Origin of the sequence: Streptomyces sp. NPDC048290 (assembly GCF_040652095.1) — a bacterium.
Classification (GTDB): Bacteria; Actinomycetota; Actinomycetes; order Streptomycetales; family Streptomycetaceae; genus Streptomyces.
In genome coordinates this window covers 138,692-155,341 of record NZ_JBEZLM010000016.1, presented here as the reverse complement: position 1 = coordinate 155,341, position 16,650 = coordinate 138,692, and the positions used below count along the sequence as shown (strand labels likewise).

The window sequence follows — 16,650 nt, the reverse complement described above, 5'->3', positions numbered from 1 at the left end:
TCAGCTCTTCCGGGTGGTCAGCGACGCGAAGGACTCCCCGGCCCGCAGCCGGGTGAGCAGATCCTCCGGGTCGACGTCCTCACCTCGCGGATTCGCCTGGTAGACGGGGCCTTTGATGAAGGCGTCGGTCTCCTCGTTGGTGGCGAAGACATCGATCTGGAGTTCGATGTGGTTGCCGTCGGGGTCGGCGTAGTAGAGGGAGATCGTGGGGCCGTGGTTGACCGACCACACGGGCAGGACGTCGGCCGCCTTCAGCCGCACATAGTTTTCCAGGAGGTCGCCGAGCGTGTCGTAGGTGAAGGAGAAGTGCTGGAGGCCGACGACGGGCCGGTCGCGCTCCCCGTAGTGGTCGAGGGAGAGCAGCCCCACGCGGTGGTGCTCGTCGTCATAGGCAAGGAAGGCGAGCTTGCCGTTGTCGTACACCGGGTGGGCGCCGAGGACCTCGCAGTACCAGTCCCGCATCTTCTCCAGGCGGTTGGTCTGCAGAACGACATGGGACAGCTTGCTGGGATTCGCCACGACATGCTCCTTTGCATCGAGGTGGGCGAGTGCGCGCGGGGTCAGGAAAGGGTGCGGCCGGCGACCCGGAATCCGTCGACGGCCGCCGGAAGTCCGCAGTAGAGGGTGGCCTGGATCAGGAGTTCGCGGATTTCCTCCGGGGTCACCCCGTTCGCACGTGCGCCGTCGAGATGGAATTCGAGTTCATGGGACCGGCCGAGGGCCACCAGAAATGCCAGGGTGATGAGACTGCGGTCCCGCAGGGAAAGACCGTCGCGGGCCCAGATGTCCCCGTAGCAGTGGCGGGTGACGATGTCCTGGAGTTTCTCCGTGAATTCGGTGGCGGACCGGACCTGGTCCTCGGCGCCTTCCGGGCCGAACATCTTCCGCCGTAGGTCCAGACCGCGTGTGTGGAGTTCGTCCTCGATCATCGTGCGCCCTCCGGCGGTGTCTAGAGGATGGTGGTGACGCGGTCGTAGTCGAGCCGGGGCAGCCGGGGGAACCAGGCGTCGGGGCCCGGCTGCCCGAGGTTGGCGACCAGCACCGACTCATGGCGGCCGTCGGGGAAGAAGTCCTGGTCCACACCGGCCGCGTCGAAGCCCAGCATCGGTCCGACCGACAGGCCCACCGCCCGCGCGGCCAGTACGAAGTACCCGCTCTGCAGGGTCGCGTTGAACCGCGCGGACTCCCGGCGCACCGCCGGGTCGGCGAAGATCTTCCCGGCGTCGGGGGCGTGCGGGAACAGCTCCGGCATCAGGGTGTCGAAGTGCAGGTCGGCCGCCAGGATCACCGCGGCGGGGGCCGCCGCCGTCTTCTCCCGGTTCCGTCCGTCCATATGGGTCAGCAGCCGTTCCCGGGCCGTGTCCGAGCGGACCACGACCAGCCGCAGGGGCTGCTGGTTCATGGAGGTCGGGGCGTGGCGCAGCAGTTCGTACAGCGCTTCCAGCTGGGCGTCGGACACCGGCTCGTCGGTGAAGGCGTTGGGGGTGCGCGCCTCCCGGAACAGCAGATCCTGTCCCTTCGGGTCGAGGGTGACGGCGGTGCTGGGATCGGCGGATGCCTGGCTGGACACGGGTCCTCCGTGGGTAACATGTGATCATCGATGTGCGAAATCCGGCGGCCGGTCGCACGGTGGGACCGGCATACGCCCGGATCAGCCGACTCCGGCCGATTTCCGGTGTCGATCCGATGGGTTTTCCGGCCGGGCGTCGTACGTACCAGTGTGAAGGGTGCAGGGAAATGCCAGAAGACGGCACTTCAATGTCGGCAGCGAACATCGATGTGCGTACGCTCGGCACTCCGGACCAGATCAATACGTGGATGCGTGATGTCCTGGCGCGGGTCGAGGACAAATGGGGGGTGCTTATTCTCGGCATCCTGAGCAGCGGTCCGCTGCGGTACGCGGAACTCGGCCGGCAGTTGCCGGACACCTCGCAGCGGATGCTCACCCTGAGCCTGCGCCGGCTGGAGCGGGACGGTCTCGTCGTCCGCACGGTCTTTCCCAGCACCCCGCCCCAGGTGGAGTACGCGCTGTCCCCGGTCGGTCTGTCGCTGCACCTCCAGATGGCCCAGCTGATCGGCTGGGCGCTGGAGCACGAGGACTACATCCGCACCCACCGGCGCAGCTACGACGAGGCACGGCCGGGCGGAGGGAGCGGCGGCGGCTGACACCGCCCGCCCACCACCAACCGCCCCGTCCGCCCCCCGTAAGGCTTCCGCGTCAGTACGCCTTCCGGGCGATGTGCTCGGCCGCCATGATCGTGGTGACGTTGGTGGCCGTGCCGGGGACGTCCGGGAAGATCGAGGCGTCCACCACCCGCAGCCCGCTCACCCCGCGCACCGCGCCCAGCGCGTCCACGACCGCCCAGGGGTCGCCGTCACCGCCCATCGGCGCGGTGGAGGTGGGGTGCAGATAGGCCGTGAGCCGCTGCTTGACGGCGGCGGTGAGCGCGGTGTCGTCCTGGACGTCCGGACCGGGGGCGAGTTCGGAGTGGATCAGTTCGGCGAAGGGGGAGCGCCGGGCGAGTTCCCTGGTGCGGCGGACCGCCTCCACCATCCGGCGTTCGTCGCGGCCCTCGGCGAGGAAGCGGTAGTCGATCAGGGGGGCGTCCTTGGGGTCGCGGCTGCGCAGCCGGAACGTGCCGACCGAGTCCGGGCGGACGACGGAGACGGCCAGCACGATCGCCCCGCCGGTGGGGCTGTCGGCCGGGTCGAAGAGATGGGTCGCCGAGACATGGATGTCCAGTTCGCCGTCGCGCGCCTCGCTGGAGCCGGTCCACAGCAGCGCCCCGGAGACCGGGGTCATCGACCTGGCCTGCTCGGTGAGGGCGTAGACGTTGTAGTAGAAGGGCTGGTCCTGGAAGCGGCGGCCGACCGGGAGGTCCGCCACCACGGGGATGTCCAGTTCCCGCAGATCGGCGGCGGGGCCGACGCCGGAGCGCAGCAGGATCGCGGCGCTGCCGTAGGACCCGGCGGACAGGACGACCTCGGCGGCCCGGTGGACGGTGCCGTCGACGGTGACCACTCCGGTGGCGGTGGTGCTGTCGAAGAGCACCTGGTCGACCTCGGTGTCCCCGGCGATCACCAGATGGGGCCGGGCGCGCACGGCGTCGGTGAGATAGGCGAGGGCGGTGTTGACCCGGACGCCGTCGACCACGTTGACCGGGTAGCCGCCGACGCCCCGCTGCCCGGCTCCGTTGAAGTCGTCGTTGCGGGGGTGTCCGAGTCCTTCGGCCGCGTCGATGAACGCCTTGAGCGAGGGGGTCAGCTCCGCGTAGCCGCGCTGCCGGATCGGGAAGGGCCCGGTGCGGCCGTGGTGGGCGTCGGCGCCGGTGGGGGTGTTCTCCAGCCGCCGGTACGACTCCAGTACCTCGGGGTGGGTCCAGCCGGTCAGTTGGTGCCGGGTGCTCCAGCGGGCGAAGTCGGCGGCCGGGGCGCGCAGGGCGACGGCCGCGTTGACGGCGGAGCTGCCGCCGAGTGCCTTGCCGCGGGGGGCTGGCTGGTCCTGGTCGACCAGTCCGGTGCGGGCGGTGTAGCCCCAGTCGTGATCGGCGTCGCCCGCGACCCGCGCCGGGTCGGTGAGGACGTCCGGGTAGGCGGTGGGGGCGTAGGCCCGGCCGGCTTCGAGGAGCAGGACCCGGCGGGCCGGGTCGGCGCTGAGCCGGTGGGCGAGCACGGCCCCGGCGGAGCCGCCGCCGACGACGATCACATCGAACACATCGAAGGGTGTCCCGGTGGCGAAGGGGCGCCGGGGGTTCGGGTTGCCGCTCATGTCTCTCACACTCTCTGTCACGGGTTTCGGGGGTGGCGGTCGGGTCTGGTGTCGCCGCCGTCCCGGCCTCTACTTGATTGAACTGTGAACTACTTCGTCGTGGGCGTCCCCGGCACGCACCGCTCTGCCTAGGTCTGCCAGTGCCCCCTTCGCCGCCCCGCCCCGCCGCCGTATCGGCGACCATGGGGGGATGGACACCCCGATGCACTCCCCGAGGCACGTGCCGACGGACTCGCCGACGGACTCGCCGATGGACTCCGGCGCGGAGCTGCGCGACTTCCTGCGGGCGAGCCGGGCCCGGCTGCGGCCGGAGGACGTCGGCCTCGCCCCGCCCCGGTACGCGGGGGCCAGCTCCGCCCGGCGGGTGCCGGGACTGCGCCGCGAGGAGGTGGCCCAGCTCGCCGGGGTGAGCGTGGACTACTACGCGCGGCTGGAACAGGGCCGCACCCGCCAGGTGTCGGAGGCGGTGCTGAACGCCGTCGCGGACACCCTGCGAATGAGCCCGGCCGAGCGGGAGTACTTCTTCTCCCTGGTCACCCGGCGGACCAGATGCGCCGCCCGGAGCGCCGAGCGGCCCGAGCGGCAGCGGGTACGGCCGGTGATCCACCGGATGCTGGCGCAGTTCGGCTCGCCCGCCCATGTGCTCGGCCGGGGACTGACCGTGCTGGCCGCGAACCCGCTGGCCCGCGCCCTGTTCGTCGACCCGGCCCGGGTACCGGTGCGGGACCGCAATCTCGCCAAGTGGTTCTATCTCGACCCCCGGGCACGGCGGGTGCACGTCGACTGGGAGCGGCACGCGCTCGACTACGCGGCCGTGCTGCGCGCCGACACCGGCGGCCACCCCGAGGACCCGGCGCTCAACGAGCTGATCGGGGAACTGGCCGTCAAGAGCGCCGACTTCCGCGCCATCTGGTCCGCGCACCAGGTCTCGGCCTGTCTCAGCGGCCATATGCGGCTGCGCCACGAGGACGTGGGCCGGATCGACCTGGACTACGAGGCGCTCGACCTCCACGGCGGCCAGGACCTCAAGCTCGTCGTCTACACCGCCGCCGAGGGCTCCGCGTCCGCCGACGCCCTCGCGCTGCTGGCGAGCTGGACGGCGGAGCCGGGGCGGACTCCGGCCGGGGACGCGGAGCGCGCGGCGCCCTGACTCCGCGCGCCCCGGCGCCCGGACACGGCGGGCTCAGCCGGCGGCAGCGGATGTGATCAGGGCGAGCGTACGGTCGGCGTATCCGCTGATGGCGGACTCCCCGAAGCCGAACACACCGCTGCGGCAGAGGTCTTCCAGCGGGTCGACGAAGCGGGCCGGAAGCGCCGCGAAGCCCTGGTGGGCGCCCGCCCAGGAGCCCGCGGTCGCGCCGATCGAGTCGGTGTCAAGACCGGCCTGGACGGCGAGCCCCACCGTGGTGGTGAAGTCGCCGCCGCCCCAGAGGATCGCGGCGGCCAGCGCACCGGCGTTGTTGATGGTGTGTACGAAACTCATGTCGGGCCAGCGCGCGTCGAGCCGGTCCATGGCCTGCTCCCAGCTCAGACCGGCCCGGTGGTCGGCCAGGACGGTATGGAGTTCGGCGGCGAGGCGGGAGCGGGCGGGCAGGTGCTCCAGCGAGGTCAGCAGCGACTCCTCGGCGGTGGCCGCGGTGAACGCGGAGGCGATCAGGGCCGCCGCCCACATCTCGCCGTACACCCCGTTGGCGCGGTGGCTGAGGATCGCGTCCCGGTGGGCGAGGACGGCCGCCCGGCGCGGGTCGCCCGCGGCGGCGTAACCGAAGATGTCGGCCCGGATGAGCGCGCCGATCCACTCGCGGTAGGGGTTGTGGTGCTCGCCCGCCCGGTCGAGGGGGATCTCCCGGACCAGGTTCTGGTACGTGGCGCGCTCCGCCGTGAACACCTGGTACACCGGGAACCGGCTGAGCCACTCATGGGCGACGTCCCAGGTGGTGTAGTCCGTGCCGTACGTTTCGAGCAGGTGCAGGCCCAGGATGGTGTAGTCGACGTCGTCGTCCCGGACCGAGCCGTGGACCCGGCCACGGGTGGCGCCGGGGAACCAGAACTCCGGGCCGAGCAGTCCGAGTCCGCCGAGGTCGGCGCCGTCCTCGTAGGGGACGTAGTCGGTCAGCGGATACGCTCCGGCGGACCGGAGGTAGGCGCGGATGGTGGCCCGGGTGGGGCCCAGCTCCACCGGCTTGCCGACCATGTTGCCGATGATCCGGCCGAACCAGGCGCCGTGCACCCGGTCCACGAGCCGGTCGGGGATGCGGGCCGGGCGGGGGTCGGACGGCAGCGCGGCGAGGACGCCCGTCAGGTCCGACGCCTCGAACCAGGGCCAGTCGGCCGGGACGGGGGCGGCCAGGATCTCCTCGTAGAGGGCGAGCAGGTCCTTGTCGTCGTGCGGGGAGAGCCGGGCCAGGCGGTCACGGAACGCCGTGACGTCCTTGCCCTGCTCCGCGGCCTGGATCAGCTCGTTGCGGGCGAGGCCCCAGGGCTCCTGGGTGATACCGGCGAGCAGTTCACCCTGCGAGAGGTACTCCATGGTGTTCCTTCGTTCCGTTGGCGGAGGCGGCGGTGGACCGTTCCCGGGGTCGGCACGGCCGATCGCCGTGCCCCCGGGCCAAGCAACCGCTCGCACCAGTGTGGCCGGGTCGGCGAGCCGTCCCCTCGGTCAACGGGACCGGTCCGTGTCGCCGTCGGCCCCCGGACTCCGGCGGGCGAAGGCGGCGGCCAGGACGCTGACGTCGTCCCTCGTCCAGTCGAGGGCGAAGCGTTCGGCGGCCGAGTAGAGGGCGGCGACGGCGGCCCGGGGCTCGGGGTCGGTGAGGGCGCCCAGGGCACGGGTGGCGCGGTCGCCGCCGAAGTCCGAGCCGTCGGGGCCGCGGCCCTCGGTGAGTCCGTCGGTGGACAGCACCAGCAGATCGCCGGGGCCGAGCCGGGTGGTGCGGGTCCGCCAGGTGCCGCGCGGGGCCGCAAGCAGCGGATGGACGAGGGGGCCGGTGGGCGCCAGGCGTTCGACCGTGCCGCCCGCCCGCCGCAGGAAGGGCTCCTCGTGACCGGCGTTGACCCAGGTGACGGTGGAGCGTCCGGCGTCCAGGACCGCGACGACCAACGTGGTGAAGCGCTCCTCCTCACCTGCCAGGGCGTGGTGGGCGGCGTGCAGCGCGCTCTCCAGATCGACGCCCAGCCGCAGTCCCACCGCCACCACGCTCTTGAGGCGGACGGCCAGCAGTCCGGCGGCGACACCGTGGCCGCAGACGTCCCCGAGGAAGACGGCGGTGGTGCCGTCGGGCAGCGGTACCGTGCCGAGGTAGTCGCCCGCGATGAGGCCCTCGGCCGCGCGTACGTCCCCGGCCACCTCGACGCCGGGGCCCGGCTCCTCCAGCGCCGCGAGGATCTCGCGCAGCCCGGTGACGGCCGGGCCGATCTGGACGAGGGCTTCCCGGTCGCGGCGGGACTGGCGCTGCGACAGGGCCAGCTTCGCGCGCACCTCCTCCATCTCGCGGGCCAGTTGGGCGATCCAGCCCCGGCCCCGGCTCGGCGCCGTCGCGGCGGAGAGGTCGCCGACGGCCGCGCTGCGCAGGTCCCGGGCGAGCGCCCCGGCGGGGGCGAGATAGCGGCGCTGGAGCACGGCCGCCGCCGCCACGGCCGCGACCAGCAGCGCGGCGGACAGGCCCAGGATGTAGTGCCGTACCCCGGCCATGCCCCATGCCGTGGCCTGGACGTCCTGGCCCCTGCGCCGCTCCAGCAGGGTGGTGAGCGCCGCCGCGCGGGCGTCGACGGCCGCGTAGGTGCCCTCGGCGGGCTCGGTGCCGTCGTCGGTGGCGGGCTGGGCGTAGCGGCGTACCCGGTCCGTCAGGGCGCTTTCCAGCCAGTGGGTCACACTGCGGTGGAGGTCCGTCGTCCGGGCGTGGACCTCGGCGTCCGTGTCGGCGGCCAGCAGCGCCAGCGCGTCCAGCCGTCCGGTCAGCGCGGTGCGGGCGGTGTCGTGCAGGGTCGCGCCGCCCGCTCCGGCGAGGGCCGCGGCCCGCAGGTCGCCGGACGCCTCGCGCAGGGCGCCGAGTTCACTCAAGGCCGGGCGCCAGCGGGTCTCGATCCGCCGCGCGGACCGCTCGTGGTGGGCGTCGAGCAGCATCCCGACCACGGCGACACCGACCGCCAGCAGCGCCGCCGCGGCGACCACGGCGACGATCAGCGAGGTGGACCCGGTCAGACGGCGCGGCGACAACACACGGGCGACGCTACGACCGCGCCGGTCCCGGCCCGTGGCACCACGCCGTCGGCACGCGGCGGCTTCGGCGGGCGGCGAGCGTGGCGGAGGGCGTGACGGAGGGCGTGACGCGGAGGGCGTGGCGGAGGGCCTGACGCAGCGCGTGACGGAGGGCGCGACGGTGAGGTGCGCGGCGGCGGACCTGGCGGGCGCATGACGCAGCGCGTGGCGGAGAGCGCGGCGGCGGAGGGCATGACGGAGGGCGTGCCGACAGGCTGCGCGGCGGCGGGCGTGGCGAGGCGCGGGGGGACACGGCGGGGCGCGGCGGGGCGCGGCGGGCAATGTCAAGGGACTCTAAAATCCCGGCGATTGGTCTAGCCCTTTACCGGGTCGCCCGCCAGCGGCGCGAGGCAAGCGTGGCGAAAAGCGCACGCTATTGGTCCAGTCCAATCCCGAACGCACCGCATTGACGTGCATAGGACAACTGGTTTCTCTGGACACCACCGGAGAGCACCGGACAACACCGGGCGGCACCACACCGCATCACCCCGCACCACTCCGCACCACCCCGCAACACACCACCCCGCACCACTCCGCAACACACCGCACCGCACCCGCACCCGCACCCGCACACATGCCCGCTCACACGCCCCGTCGCCCACCCCTGCGCCCCTGCGCCCCTGCGCCCCGTCGCAGGGGCGCCCCGCACAGGTGCGCAGATCCCCGCACGTCCCGCCCCCGGGCGGCGCACGGACACGGGACCCGTTCCCGCCTCCCCACACCAAGGAGAGCCGTGTTCACCAGACCCAGGTCAGCAAGACCCCTGGCACCACCCTCGCCGCGCAGCCGGTTCCTCGCCGTGCTCACGGCGCTCGCCCTCGCGCTCGGCGGGCTGCTCGGCGTCGCCACCCCGTCCCAGGCGGCCGGGGCCCTCACCGCCTCCTTCACCAGCGCCGACAACGGCCCCTGGTGGCGGGGCACGTTCCCGGTCCGGAACAACACCGCCGCGCCGGTCACCGGCTGGACCCTGGAGTTCGATCTGCCGCCCGGGGTCACCATCAGCCAGCACTACAACGGCACCGCGACCGTGAACGGCTCCCATGTCACGGTCACCAACGCCCACTACAACGCCACCGTCCCGGCAGGCGGCGGCACCGAGCCCTACAGCTACTGGTTCGTCGCCACCGGCCCCATCGCCGCGCCGACCGGCTGTCTGATCAACGGCGACAAGTGCGACGGCAGCCCCGCCGCGCCGCCCGCCGCACCGACCGGGGTCGCCGTGACCGGCACCACCGCGCGGACCGTCGGCCTGAAGTGGAACGCCGCCACCCGCGGCGACTTCCCCGTCGCCGGATACGAGGTGCTGCGCGGGGACACCGTCGTCGCGGCCACCGCCACCACCTCCGCCACCGTCAGCGGACTGACCCCGGCGACCGCCTACAGCTTCACCGTCCGCGCCAAGGACACCCGGGGCAACCTCGGCGCCCCGAGCGCGCCCGTGGCCGCCACCACCGTCGACCCGGCCACCGACCCCGTCCCGCCGACCGCCCCCGGCAACCTGCGCTCCACCGCCGTCACCTCCAGCACCGTCGCCCTGGCCTGGAACGCCTCCACCGACAACAGCGGTGTCGCCGCCTACGACGTGTACCGGGGCACGACCCTGGTGGCCACGGTCCCGGCGGACACCCTCACCACCACGGTGACCGGCCTCTCCCCCGCGACCAGCTACAGCTTCACCGTCAAGGCCCGGGACCGCGCCGACAACCCGTCCGCGGCCAGCAACACCCTCACCGTCACCACCCAGGAGGCCGTCGGCAACGGCCGCTACGCGACGGTGGGCTACTTCGTCCAGTGGGGCATCTACGGCCGCCAGTACTTCGTGAAGAACCTGGACACCTCGGGCGCCGCCGCCAAACTCGACGTGATCAACTACGCCTTCGGCAATATCGACCCGGTGAACCTCACCTGCCTCAACGGCGTGGTCAAGGGCGTCTCCGGGAACCCGCAGGACCCCAACGAGGGCGACGGAGCGGGGGACGCCGAGGCCGACTACGGCCGGGCCTTCCCCGCCGCCCAGTCCGTGGACGGGGTCGCCGACGACGGCTGGGGCAAGCTGCGCGGCAACTTCAACCAGCTCAAGAAGCTCAAGGCCAAGTATCCGCATCTGAAGATCGTCATCTCGCTGGGCGGCTGGACGTTCTCCAAGTACTTCTCCGACGTCGCCGCGACCGACGCGTCCCGCAAGAAGTTCGTGAAGTCCTGTATCGACATGTACATCAAGGGCGATCTGCCCGCCTACAACGGCGCCGGAGGACCGGGCGCCGCCGCCGGGATCTTCGACGGCATCGACCTCGACTGGGAGTGGCCCGGCTCCCCCGACGGCCACCCCGGCAACCACTGGAGCACCGCCGACAAGGCCAACAACACCGCCCTGATCGCCGAGTTCCGCAAGCAGCTCGACGCGCTCGGCGGCGACCACAAGCTGCTCACCGCGTTCACCCCGGCCGACCCCAAGAAGATCGACGCGGGCTGGGACACCTCGAAGATCTTCAACGACCTCGACTTCGCCAACGTCCAGGGCTACGACTTCCACGGCGCGGGGAGCGACAACTCCTGGGAGCCGCTGCGCACCGGCCACCAGGCCAACCTGTACACCGACGCCCAGTCGCCCTACCCCGCCGACTTCAGTGTCGACACCGCGGTGAAGGCGTACACCGACGCCGGTGTCAGTCCCCGCAAGCTCACCATCGGGTTCCCGTTCTACGGCCGGGGCTGGAAGGAGGTCGCCGCGGGCGGGGTCAGTGGTGAGTGGCAGAGCGCGAACGGCGCCGCGCCCGGTCAGTTCCCGGAGGAGGCGGGCACCCGCGGGTACCAGAACCTCATCACCAGCTACCCCGGCATGACCGTCGTCCACGACGCCCAGTCCATCGCCACCTACGGCCACACCGGCAACAACGGCACCTGGTGGTCCTTCGACGACACCTGGTCCATCGGGAAGAAGACGGAGTACATCAAATCGAAGGGCCTGCTCGGCGGGATGGTCTGGGAGATGTCCGGTGACACCCCGACCGGCACGCTGATGAACTCCCTGTACACCGGGTTGCGGTAACCGGGTCACAGGCCCCGGAGACACACACGGCGACCCGTCCGGACCCACCGGGCGGGTCGCCGCGCCGACGGACGACCGGACGCCTGCGACCTGCGGTTGGCTCAACTCCGCTGTCCTGATGTGCGGCATTGACTCCGCTCGCGCCGGACGCGACGGTGAGGAGTCGTCCCCGCCCCGACACCGGAGGTCTCCCCTTGCCCGGTTCGTCAGCCCCCCGTTCGGACACCGACCTCCTGGACCGCCTACGCGCGCTCCAGCCGCTCATCCGCGAACACGCCGGACGGGCCGAGCAGCGGCGCAGAGTCACCCCCGAGGTCATGGCGGCGCTCGGCGACACCGGGATCCACCGGATGAACATCCCCCGCCACCACGGGGGTCACCAGTCCTCGCTGCGGACCCAGGCCGAAGCGATCGCCGAGGTCTCCACCGGGTGCGCGTCGACCGGATGGGTGGCGTCCATCCATGTCGGAGGCGCGTTCATCGCCTCCCTGTTCCCCGACGAGGCCCAGGACGAGATCTTCGCCGACCCCGGCGTACGCGTCAGCGGCACCCTCATCCCCGGCTCGACGGCCGTGGCGGTGGACGACGGCTATGTGGTGAACGGGAAGTCGCCCTTCGCGACCGGCTGCCAGGACGCCGACTGGCATCTGCTGACCGCGCAGCACGACACCGGCGACGGCCCGCCCGAGACGCTGTGGCTGGCGATCCCCCGGAGCGAACTGGAGGTGCTGGACGACTGGCATGTCACCGGTCTCGCCGCCAGCGGCAGCAACAGCGTCGTCGCCCGGGACGTCCATGTGCCCGCCCATCGGGTCCTGCCCGTGGGACCCATGCTCGCGGGCACGATCCCCTCGCTCCGCAACAGCGCCGACCCCTTCTACCAAGCGCCGCTGGTCCTGACGTTCTGCGTCTGGGCGGCGGCGAGCGCCCTGGGTCCGGCACGGGCGGCCCTGACGGAGTTCGAGCGGACCATCCACCGCCGGGGCATCACCTACACCGACTACACGCACCAGCACGAAGCCCCGGCGACCCATCTCCAGTTCGCCGAGGCCGCCCTGAAGGTCTCCGCGGCCGAACTGCTCACCGTCGACATGGCGGACTCGATCGAGTCCACGGCCGCCGACGGCAAGCCGTTCACGACGGTGGAACGGGCCCGGGTCAGGGCGCAGTGCGGCTATGTGGCGCGGTTGTGCAAGGAGGCGGCGGATCTGCTCGGCTCCGCCTCGGGCGGCTCGTCCCTGCACCGGGACGTCCCGATGCAGCGGATCGTGCGGGATCTGGGCGCCCTGAACCTGCACTCCTACCTCAACCCCACCGCCCATCTGGAGCTGTACGGCAGGGTGCTGTCGGGGCTCGAACCGAACACGCCGTTCATCTGACGCACCCAGGGCGGGCGTGGCCGATGTGACGGGTGTGGCTACGCTGCCGCCATGGGGCTCTTCGCCGGGCATCTCCTAGTCCTCGCGGTGCTCGCCGCCGGGTCCGTGCTGGCCGGGCTCCATCTGCTGGCCGTGCGGCGGACCGCCGGGCTCTCCTTGGCGGCGGCGGTCGCCGCCACCCTGGCCGCCGCCGCGACCGCCGTCGCCCGGGGCGCGCCGACGCACTACACGGTGGGCGTCGCCCTCACGGCGGGCGGCGCGGTGGCCCTCGCCTGGGCGACCGGACGGTCCCGCCGGCGCGGGTCGGCCCGCCGGTCCGCGCTGGTCGCCTACGAGGCCGGGCTCCCGGCGGTCCCCCGGTTCGCGGCGCTGGCCGAACGCGACCGGCTGGCGGCGGAGCTGCACGACGTGGCCGCGCACCGGCTGACCGGGGTCGTGGTGGCCGCGGGCGCCGCGCTGCGGCTCGCCGACGAGGAGCGGACCGCCGCCGCGCTGCGGCACGCCGGGGAGGCGGGCCGCGAGGCGATCCGTGAACTGGAGCGCCTCACCGGCCCGGACGCCCACCCCGCCCTCGTCACCCTCGCCGATGTGGACGCGCTGGCCGCCGCGCACACCGTGGACTACCGGCGCACGGTACGCACGGCACCGGCGCGCAGCACGGAGGCGGCGTACCGGGTGGTCCGGGAGGCGCTGACCAACGCGGCCCGGTACGCGGGGGGCTCGGCGGTACGGGTCCGGATCGACCCGGCGGACACCGACGGGGGCGACCCCCCGTCCCGCAACGCTCCCGCGCTTCTCGTCACCGTCACGGACGGCGGGGGCCGGGCGGTCGCCCCGGACCTCGGGACCGGTCGGGGTCTCGCCGGGCTGGCGGCCACGGTCGCGGCGGCGGGCGGCACGTTCACCGCCGGACCGGTGGGAGGGGACGGGCAGACCGGCACCGGCATCGGCACCGGCTGGACCGTCCGGGCCCTGCTGCCCGCCGGGACGGCGGCCCCGCGCCCCCGCAGGCCGTCCTGGCGCGGGACGATCGCCTCCGACTACGCGCTGGTGGTCCTCGCCATCGCGCTGTCGCTCGGTGCGGGCCTGCTGTCGGCCGACCGACCGGAGTCCTTCGGCGGGTTGCTGCCCGCGGTACTGACGGTCGTGCTGTCCGGGCTGCACGCCCTGCCCCTGGGCTGGCGCTCGCGGGCACCGGGACGCGCCCTCGCGGCGGTGCTGCTGGCCCTGCTCCTGTGGTGGGCCTGCGACCGGCTGGGCTGGACCCGGCCACCGGTGAGCGACATCTTCCTGGTGTACGGGTGGGTGGAGCTGACCCTCGTGTACAGCTCCGGGGTCCGACTGCCGTGGCGGCGGAGCCTGTACGCGCCGCTCGCCGTCGCCGCCACGGGAGGTCTCGCGCTGGCCAGCGGCCCCGGGATCACCGGCAGCCGCGTGGCGGCGTGGGCGCTGCTGACGGGTGTGCTGGCGCTCCCGGCGCTCGCCGTGTGGTCGTGGGGACGCCGGACCGGGCGGCGCCGGGCGCGGCGGCGGGCCGTCGACGCCCGGCGGCGGGCGCTGCTCGACGGGCACGCGGACAGCGCGGTGCGTGCGCAGCGGCTGCGGTTCGCGGCGGGGCTGCGGGGCACGGCCCTCGGGCACACCCGGGCGCTGGTCGCCGCCGCCGACGCGGGCAACCTGCCGACCGTACGGGACGAGGCCCGCGCCGGTCTCGCCGCACTGCGGGAACTGCTCGCCGGGAACGCCGAGGACGGGACCGGAGGGGACGGAACCGGGGAGGAGGAAGCTCCGCCGCCCACCACGGCCGGGATCGCCGCGCTGGCCGCCGCCCACGGCGCCACCGTCCAGTACCTCGGCCCGTCCCGTCCGCTGCCCGCCGTCGTGGAGGTGTTCGCGCACCGGGTCGCCGCCGCGCTGATGGCCGTAGGTGTCACCCTCACCGTGCGCACCCGCCACGACGGGGTGGAGGTCTGCGGTCCGCTGCCCGGGGACCCGGAGGCGGAGCGGCGGCTGCGGGCCCTCGTGGACACCGCGGGAGGTACGCTCTCCACGCCCGGCCGCACCGAGGTACGGGTATGGCTGCCGGAGGTCTCCCCATGGCGATCCGAGTGACCGTCGCGGACGACCAGGCGGTCGTACGGGCCGGTATCGCGGCGATCCTCGACGCGGAGCCCGACCTGTGCGTCGTCGGCCAGGCGGCGGACGGCGACAGCGCCGTCGATCTCGCGCTCGACGCGCGGCCGGATGTCGCGCTGATGGACATCCGGATGCCGGGCATCGGCGGTCTCGCGGCGACGGAGCGGATCACCGCGCGGAACCCGGCGACGCGGGTGCTGGTGCTGACCACCTTCGGACTCGACGAGTACCTGTTCGCCGCGCTGCGCGCCGGAGCCGCCGGTTTCCTGCTCAAGGACGCCGAACCGGAGCGGGTGATCGACGCGGTACGGGTGGTCCACGGCGGAGCGGCGCTGCTCGATCCGGCGGTGACCCGCACGCTGATCGACCGGTTCACGGACGCGCCGGGCCCGCTCGACACGGCCCGCCTGGAGCGGCTCACGCCGCGCGAGACCGACGTCCTGCGGCAGGTCGCGCGGGGGCTGTCCAACGCGGAGATCGCGGTGGTGCTGGGGGTCAGCGCCGCCACCGTGAAGGACCATGTGTCCGTGCTCCTCGGCAAGTTGGGCGTCCGCGACCGGGTGCAGGCGACGATCGTCGCGTACGAGACGGGGCTGATCCGTCCCGGCGCCCACTGAGCGCGCCCCCGCCGTGGGGCGGGGACAGCACCCCGCCGTGCGGCGGTCGGCGCGGGCCGCCGGACCATCCCGGAGCCTGACGGATCGGGCGGGCCGTCTTCCTAGCCTCGAAGACATGTCACACACGCTTCTCCGCCGGGTCGCGGGCGGTGCCCTGCTGGTCCTGGCGCTCCCGCTGGCCCCGGCCGTCGCCACCGCCGGATTCCTCGCCGCCGCGTTCCTCACCGCCCACGTGCCGGTGCTGGCCACCGTCGCCCTGCTCTGCGGTGCCCTAACCGCCGGGTCGCTGGGCCGCGCGGCGTTCGCGGTACTCGGCCTCGACCGCCGCGCGGGCCGACGAGGCGCCGCATACATGACAGTCGCCCTGACCGCCGCCGTGGCCGTCCTCGCCGGTGTCACCTTCTTCCGCCCGCTCCCCACCACCGAGAAGGCGGCGACCCCGCCCGGCGTCCGGTTCTGGAACCTGCCGACCGGCTCACGCCTCGCCTACGTCCACGCCCCCGCGACCGGCGAGCCCCGGCCGACACCGGTGATCTTCCTGCACGGCGGTCCGGGCACCCCCGGCGAGGGCATCCCCACCGGTGGCCGGGAACTCGCGGCGGACGGCTTCGACGTCTACGCCTACGACCAGCTCGGCGCGGGCCGGTCCACCCGGCTGCGGGACATCACCGGCTACACCGTCGCCCGCCAGGTCGCCGACCTGGACGCGATCCGCCGTACGCTCGGCGCCGACCGGATCATCCTGGTCGGTCAGTCGTGGGGCGCGTCGCTCGCCGCGCAGTATCTGGCGGCCCACGGCGAGCATGTGGCCAAGGCGGTGTTCACCGCACCGGGAGCGCTGTGGGGCCGCGCCTACCCGGGCTCCAGCGCCGGGGAACCCTGGAACCGGGCCTCCCCCGCCCAGCAGGCCCGGCTCGACGAGCTGAACAGTGAACCCCGGCTGATCGCGGCGAGCGTCCTGCTGGAGATCAACCCGGCCGCCGCGCACGCCCTGGTCGGCGACGGCGAGGTCGACCACTGGATGCACGAGGTCGCCCTCCAGGGCAAGGACGGCACCTCCTGTCCGGGCGCCCCGCCCGCCAAGGCGCACAACAACCCCCAGGGCTTCTACAGCAACCAGATGCTCCGCAAGGACTTCGAGGCGATCCCCGACCCCCGCCCGTCCCTGCGCACCACCCGCGTCCCTTCCCTGATCCTGCGCGGCGAGTGCGACTACATCAAACCGGCCGTCGCCGCCGAGTACGACACCATCCTCCCCAACTCCGAGCTGGTGAGGGTGAGGGACGCGGGCCACGCCATCGCCCGCAACCAGCCCGGCGTCTACACCTCCCTCCTGAGAGCCTTCCTCTTGGACGACCCCCTTCCGAAATCCCCGAACTGACCACACCTGAGCGAGCGGCAGACGGCCCCCCGTATCTCGGGGATCGCGAGGCACGGTCGGG

13 protein-coding genes are annotated in these 16,650 nt (G+C 73.3%); 7 read left to right on the top strand and 6 right to left on the bottom strand.

Annotated elements, in window-relative coordinates; all coding sequences use genetic code 11:
- The 3 genes from AB0D49_RS26445 to AB0D49_RS26435 are packed head-to-tail and all read right to left on the bottom strand — an operon-like array spanning position 1 to position 1,570.
- Positions 1-519: a VOC family protein gene (locus AB0D49_RS26445; protein WP_362761725.1), complete on the bottom strand. Its 519-nt coding sequence runs from the start codon at positions 517-519 to the stop codon at positions 1-3.
- A 41-nt stretch (positions 520-560) separates the two neighbouring features.
- The gene (locus AB0D49_RS26440; protein WP_362761723.1) at positions 561-929 is read right to left on the bottom strand and encodes a carboxymuconolactone decarboxylase family protein; all 369 of its coding nucleotides are present in this window, start codon (positions 927-929) and stop codon (positions 561-563) included.
- 20 nt (positions 930-949) lie between these two features.
- Positions 950-1,570 (bottom strand): malonic semialdehyde reductase, encoded by a 621-nt coding sequence (locus AB0D49_RS26435; RefSeq protein ID WP_362761721.1) that lies wholly within the window; start codon positions 1,568-1,570, stop codon positions 950-952.
- Between the two features lie 188 nt (positions 1,571-1,758).
- On the opposite strand from AB0D49_RS26435, the gene AB0D49_RS26430 reads away from it, so the two are divergent.
- Positions 1,759-2,166: a helix-turn-helix domain-containing protein gene (locus AB0D49_RS26430; RefSeq protein ID WP_362761719.1), complete on the top strand. Its 408-nt coding sequence runs from the start codon at positions 1,759-1,761 to the stop codon at positions 2,164-2,166.
- A gap of 52 nt (positions 2,167-2,218) precedes the next feature.
- Here the strand turns inward: AB0D49_RS26430 and AB0D49_RS26425 are convergent, their stop codons facing one another.
- On the bottom strand, positions 2,219-3,769 hold the full coding sequence (locus AB0D49_RS26425) for a GMC family oxidoreductase N-terminal domain-containing protein (protein WP_362761717.1): 1,551 nt from the start codon (positions 3,767-3,769) through the stop codon (positions 2,219-2,221).
- 190 nt (positions 3,770-3,959) lie between these two features.
- On the opposite strand from AB0D49_RS26425, the gene AB0D49_RS26420 reads away from it, so the two are divergent.
- Complete coding sequence (locus AB0D49_RS26420; protein ID WP_362761715.1) at positions 3,960-4,919, top strand: helix-turn-helix transcriptional regulator; 960 nt, start codon at positions 3,960-3,962, stop codon at positions 4,917-4,919.
- Positions 4,920-4,952: 33 nt separating this feature from the next.
- Here AB0D49_RS26420 and AB0D49_RS26415 read toward each other — a convergent pair whose 3' ends face one another.
- On the bottom strand, positions 4,953-6,299 hold the full coding sequence (locus AB0D49_RS26415) for an ADP-ribosylglycohydrolase family protein (protein ID WP_362761713.1): 1,347 nt from the start codon (positions 6,297-6,299) through the stop codon (positions 4,953-4,955).
- Between the two features lie 129 nt (positions 6,300-6,428).
- Positions 6,429-7,988, bottom strand: a complete 1,560-nt coding sequence (locus AB0D49_RS26410; protein WP_362761711.1) for a PP2C family protein-serine/threonine phosphatase — start codon at positions 7,986-7,988, stop codon at positions 6,429-6,431.
- An 838-nt stretch (positions 7,989-8,826) separates the two neighbouring features.
- Between AB0D49_RS26410 and AB0D49_RS26405 the strand changes: the two genes are divergently transcribed.
- The 5 genes from AB0D49_RS26405 to AB0D49_RS26385 all read left to right on the top strand — a co-directional run bounded on the left by AB0D49_RS26405 (position 8,827) and on the right by AB0D49_RS26385 (position 16,589).
- On the top strand, positions 8,827-11,076 hold the full coding sequence (locus tag AB0D49_RS26405) for a glycosyl hydrolase family 18 protein (protein WP_362761806.1): 2,250 nt from the start codon (positions 8,827-8,829) through the stop codon (positions 11,074-11,076).
- A 194-nt stretch (positions 11,077-11,270) separates the two neighbouring features.
- Positions 11,271-12,455: an acyl-CoA dehydrogenase family protein gene (locus AB0D49_RS26400; RefSeq protein WP_362761709.1), complete on the top strand. Its 1,185-nt coding sequence runs from the start codon at positions 11,271-11,273 to the stop codon at positions 12,453-12,455.
- A gap of 51 nt (positions 12,456-12,506) precedes the next feature.
- Positions 12,507-14,567, top strand: coding sequence for a histidine kinase (locus AB0D49_RS26395; RefSeq protein ID WP_362761707.1), 2,061 nt, complete (start codon positions 12,507-12,509; stop codon positions 14,565-14,567).
- Complete coding sequence (locus AB0D49_RS26390) at positions 14,552-15,208, top strand: response regulator transcription factor (protein ID WP_362761705.1); 657 nt, start codon at positions 14,552-14,554, stop codon at positions 15,206-15,208. The genes AB0D49_RS26395 and AB0D49_RS26390 overlap by 16 nt, the downstream gene beginning before the upstream one ends.
- Before the next feature lie 115 nt (positions 15,209-15,323).
- Positions 15,324-16,589, top strand: coding sequence for an alpha/beta hydrolase (locus AB0D49_RS26385; RefSeq protein ID WP_362761703.1), 1,266 nt, complete (start codon positions 15,324-15,326; stop codon positions 16,587-16,589).
- Positions 16,590-16,650: the final 61 nt, after the last annotated feature.

Excerpts from the sequence above, each read along its gene's own strand:
- AB0D49_RS26440 (WP_362761723.1), bottom strand. The coding sequence starts at position 929 with ATGATCGAGGACGAACTCCACACACGCGGTCTGGACCTACGGCGGAAG.
- AB0D49_RS26420 (WP_362761715.1), top strand. The coding sequence starts at position 3,960 with ATGGACACCCCGATGCACTCCCCGAGGCACGTGCCGACGGACTCGCCG.
- AB0D49_RS26430 (WP_362761719.1), top strand. The coding sequence starts at position 1,759 with ATGTCGGCAGCGAACATCGATGTGCGTACGCTCGGCACTCCGGACCAG.
- AB0D49_RS26390 (WP_362761705.1), top strand. The coding sequence starts at position 14,552 with ATGGCGATCCGAGTGACCGTCGCGGACGACCAGGCGGTCGTACGGGCC.
- AB0D49_RS26415 (WP_362761713.1), bottom strand. The coding sequence starts at position 6,299 with ATGGAGTACCTCTCGCAGGGTGAACTGCTCGCCGGTATCACCCAGGAG.
- AB0D49_RS26425 (WP_362761717.1), bottom strand. The coding sequence starts at position 3,769 with ATGAGCGGCAACCCGAACCCCCGGCGCCCCTTCGCCACCGGGACACCC.
- AB0D49_RS26385 (WP_362761703.1), top strand. The coding sequence starts at position 15,324 with ATGTCACACACGCTTCTCCGCCGGGTCGCGGGCGGTGCCCTGCTGGTC.
- AB0D49_RS26395 (WP_362761707.1), top strand. The coding sequence starts at position 12,507 with ATGGGGCTCTTCGCCGGGCATCTCCTAGTCCTCGCGGTGCTCGCCGCC.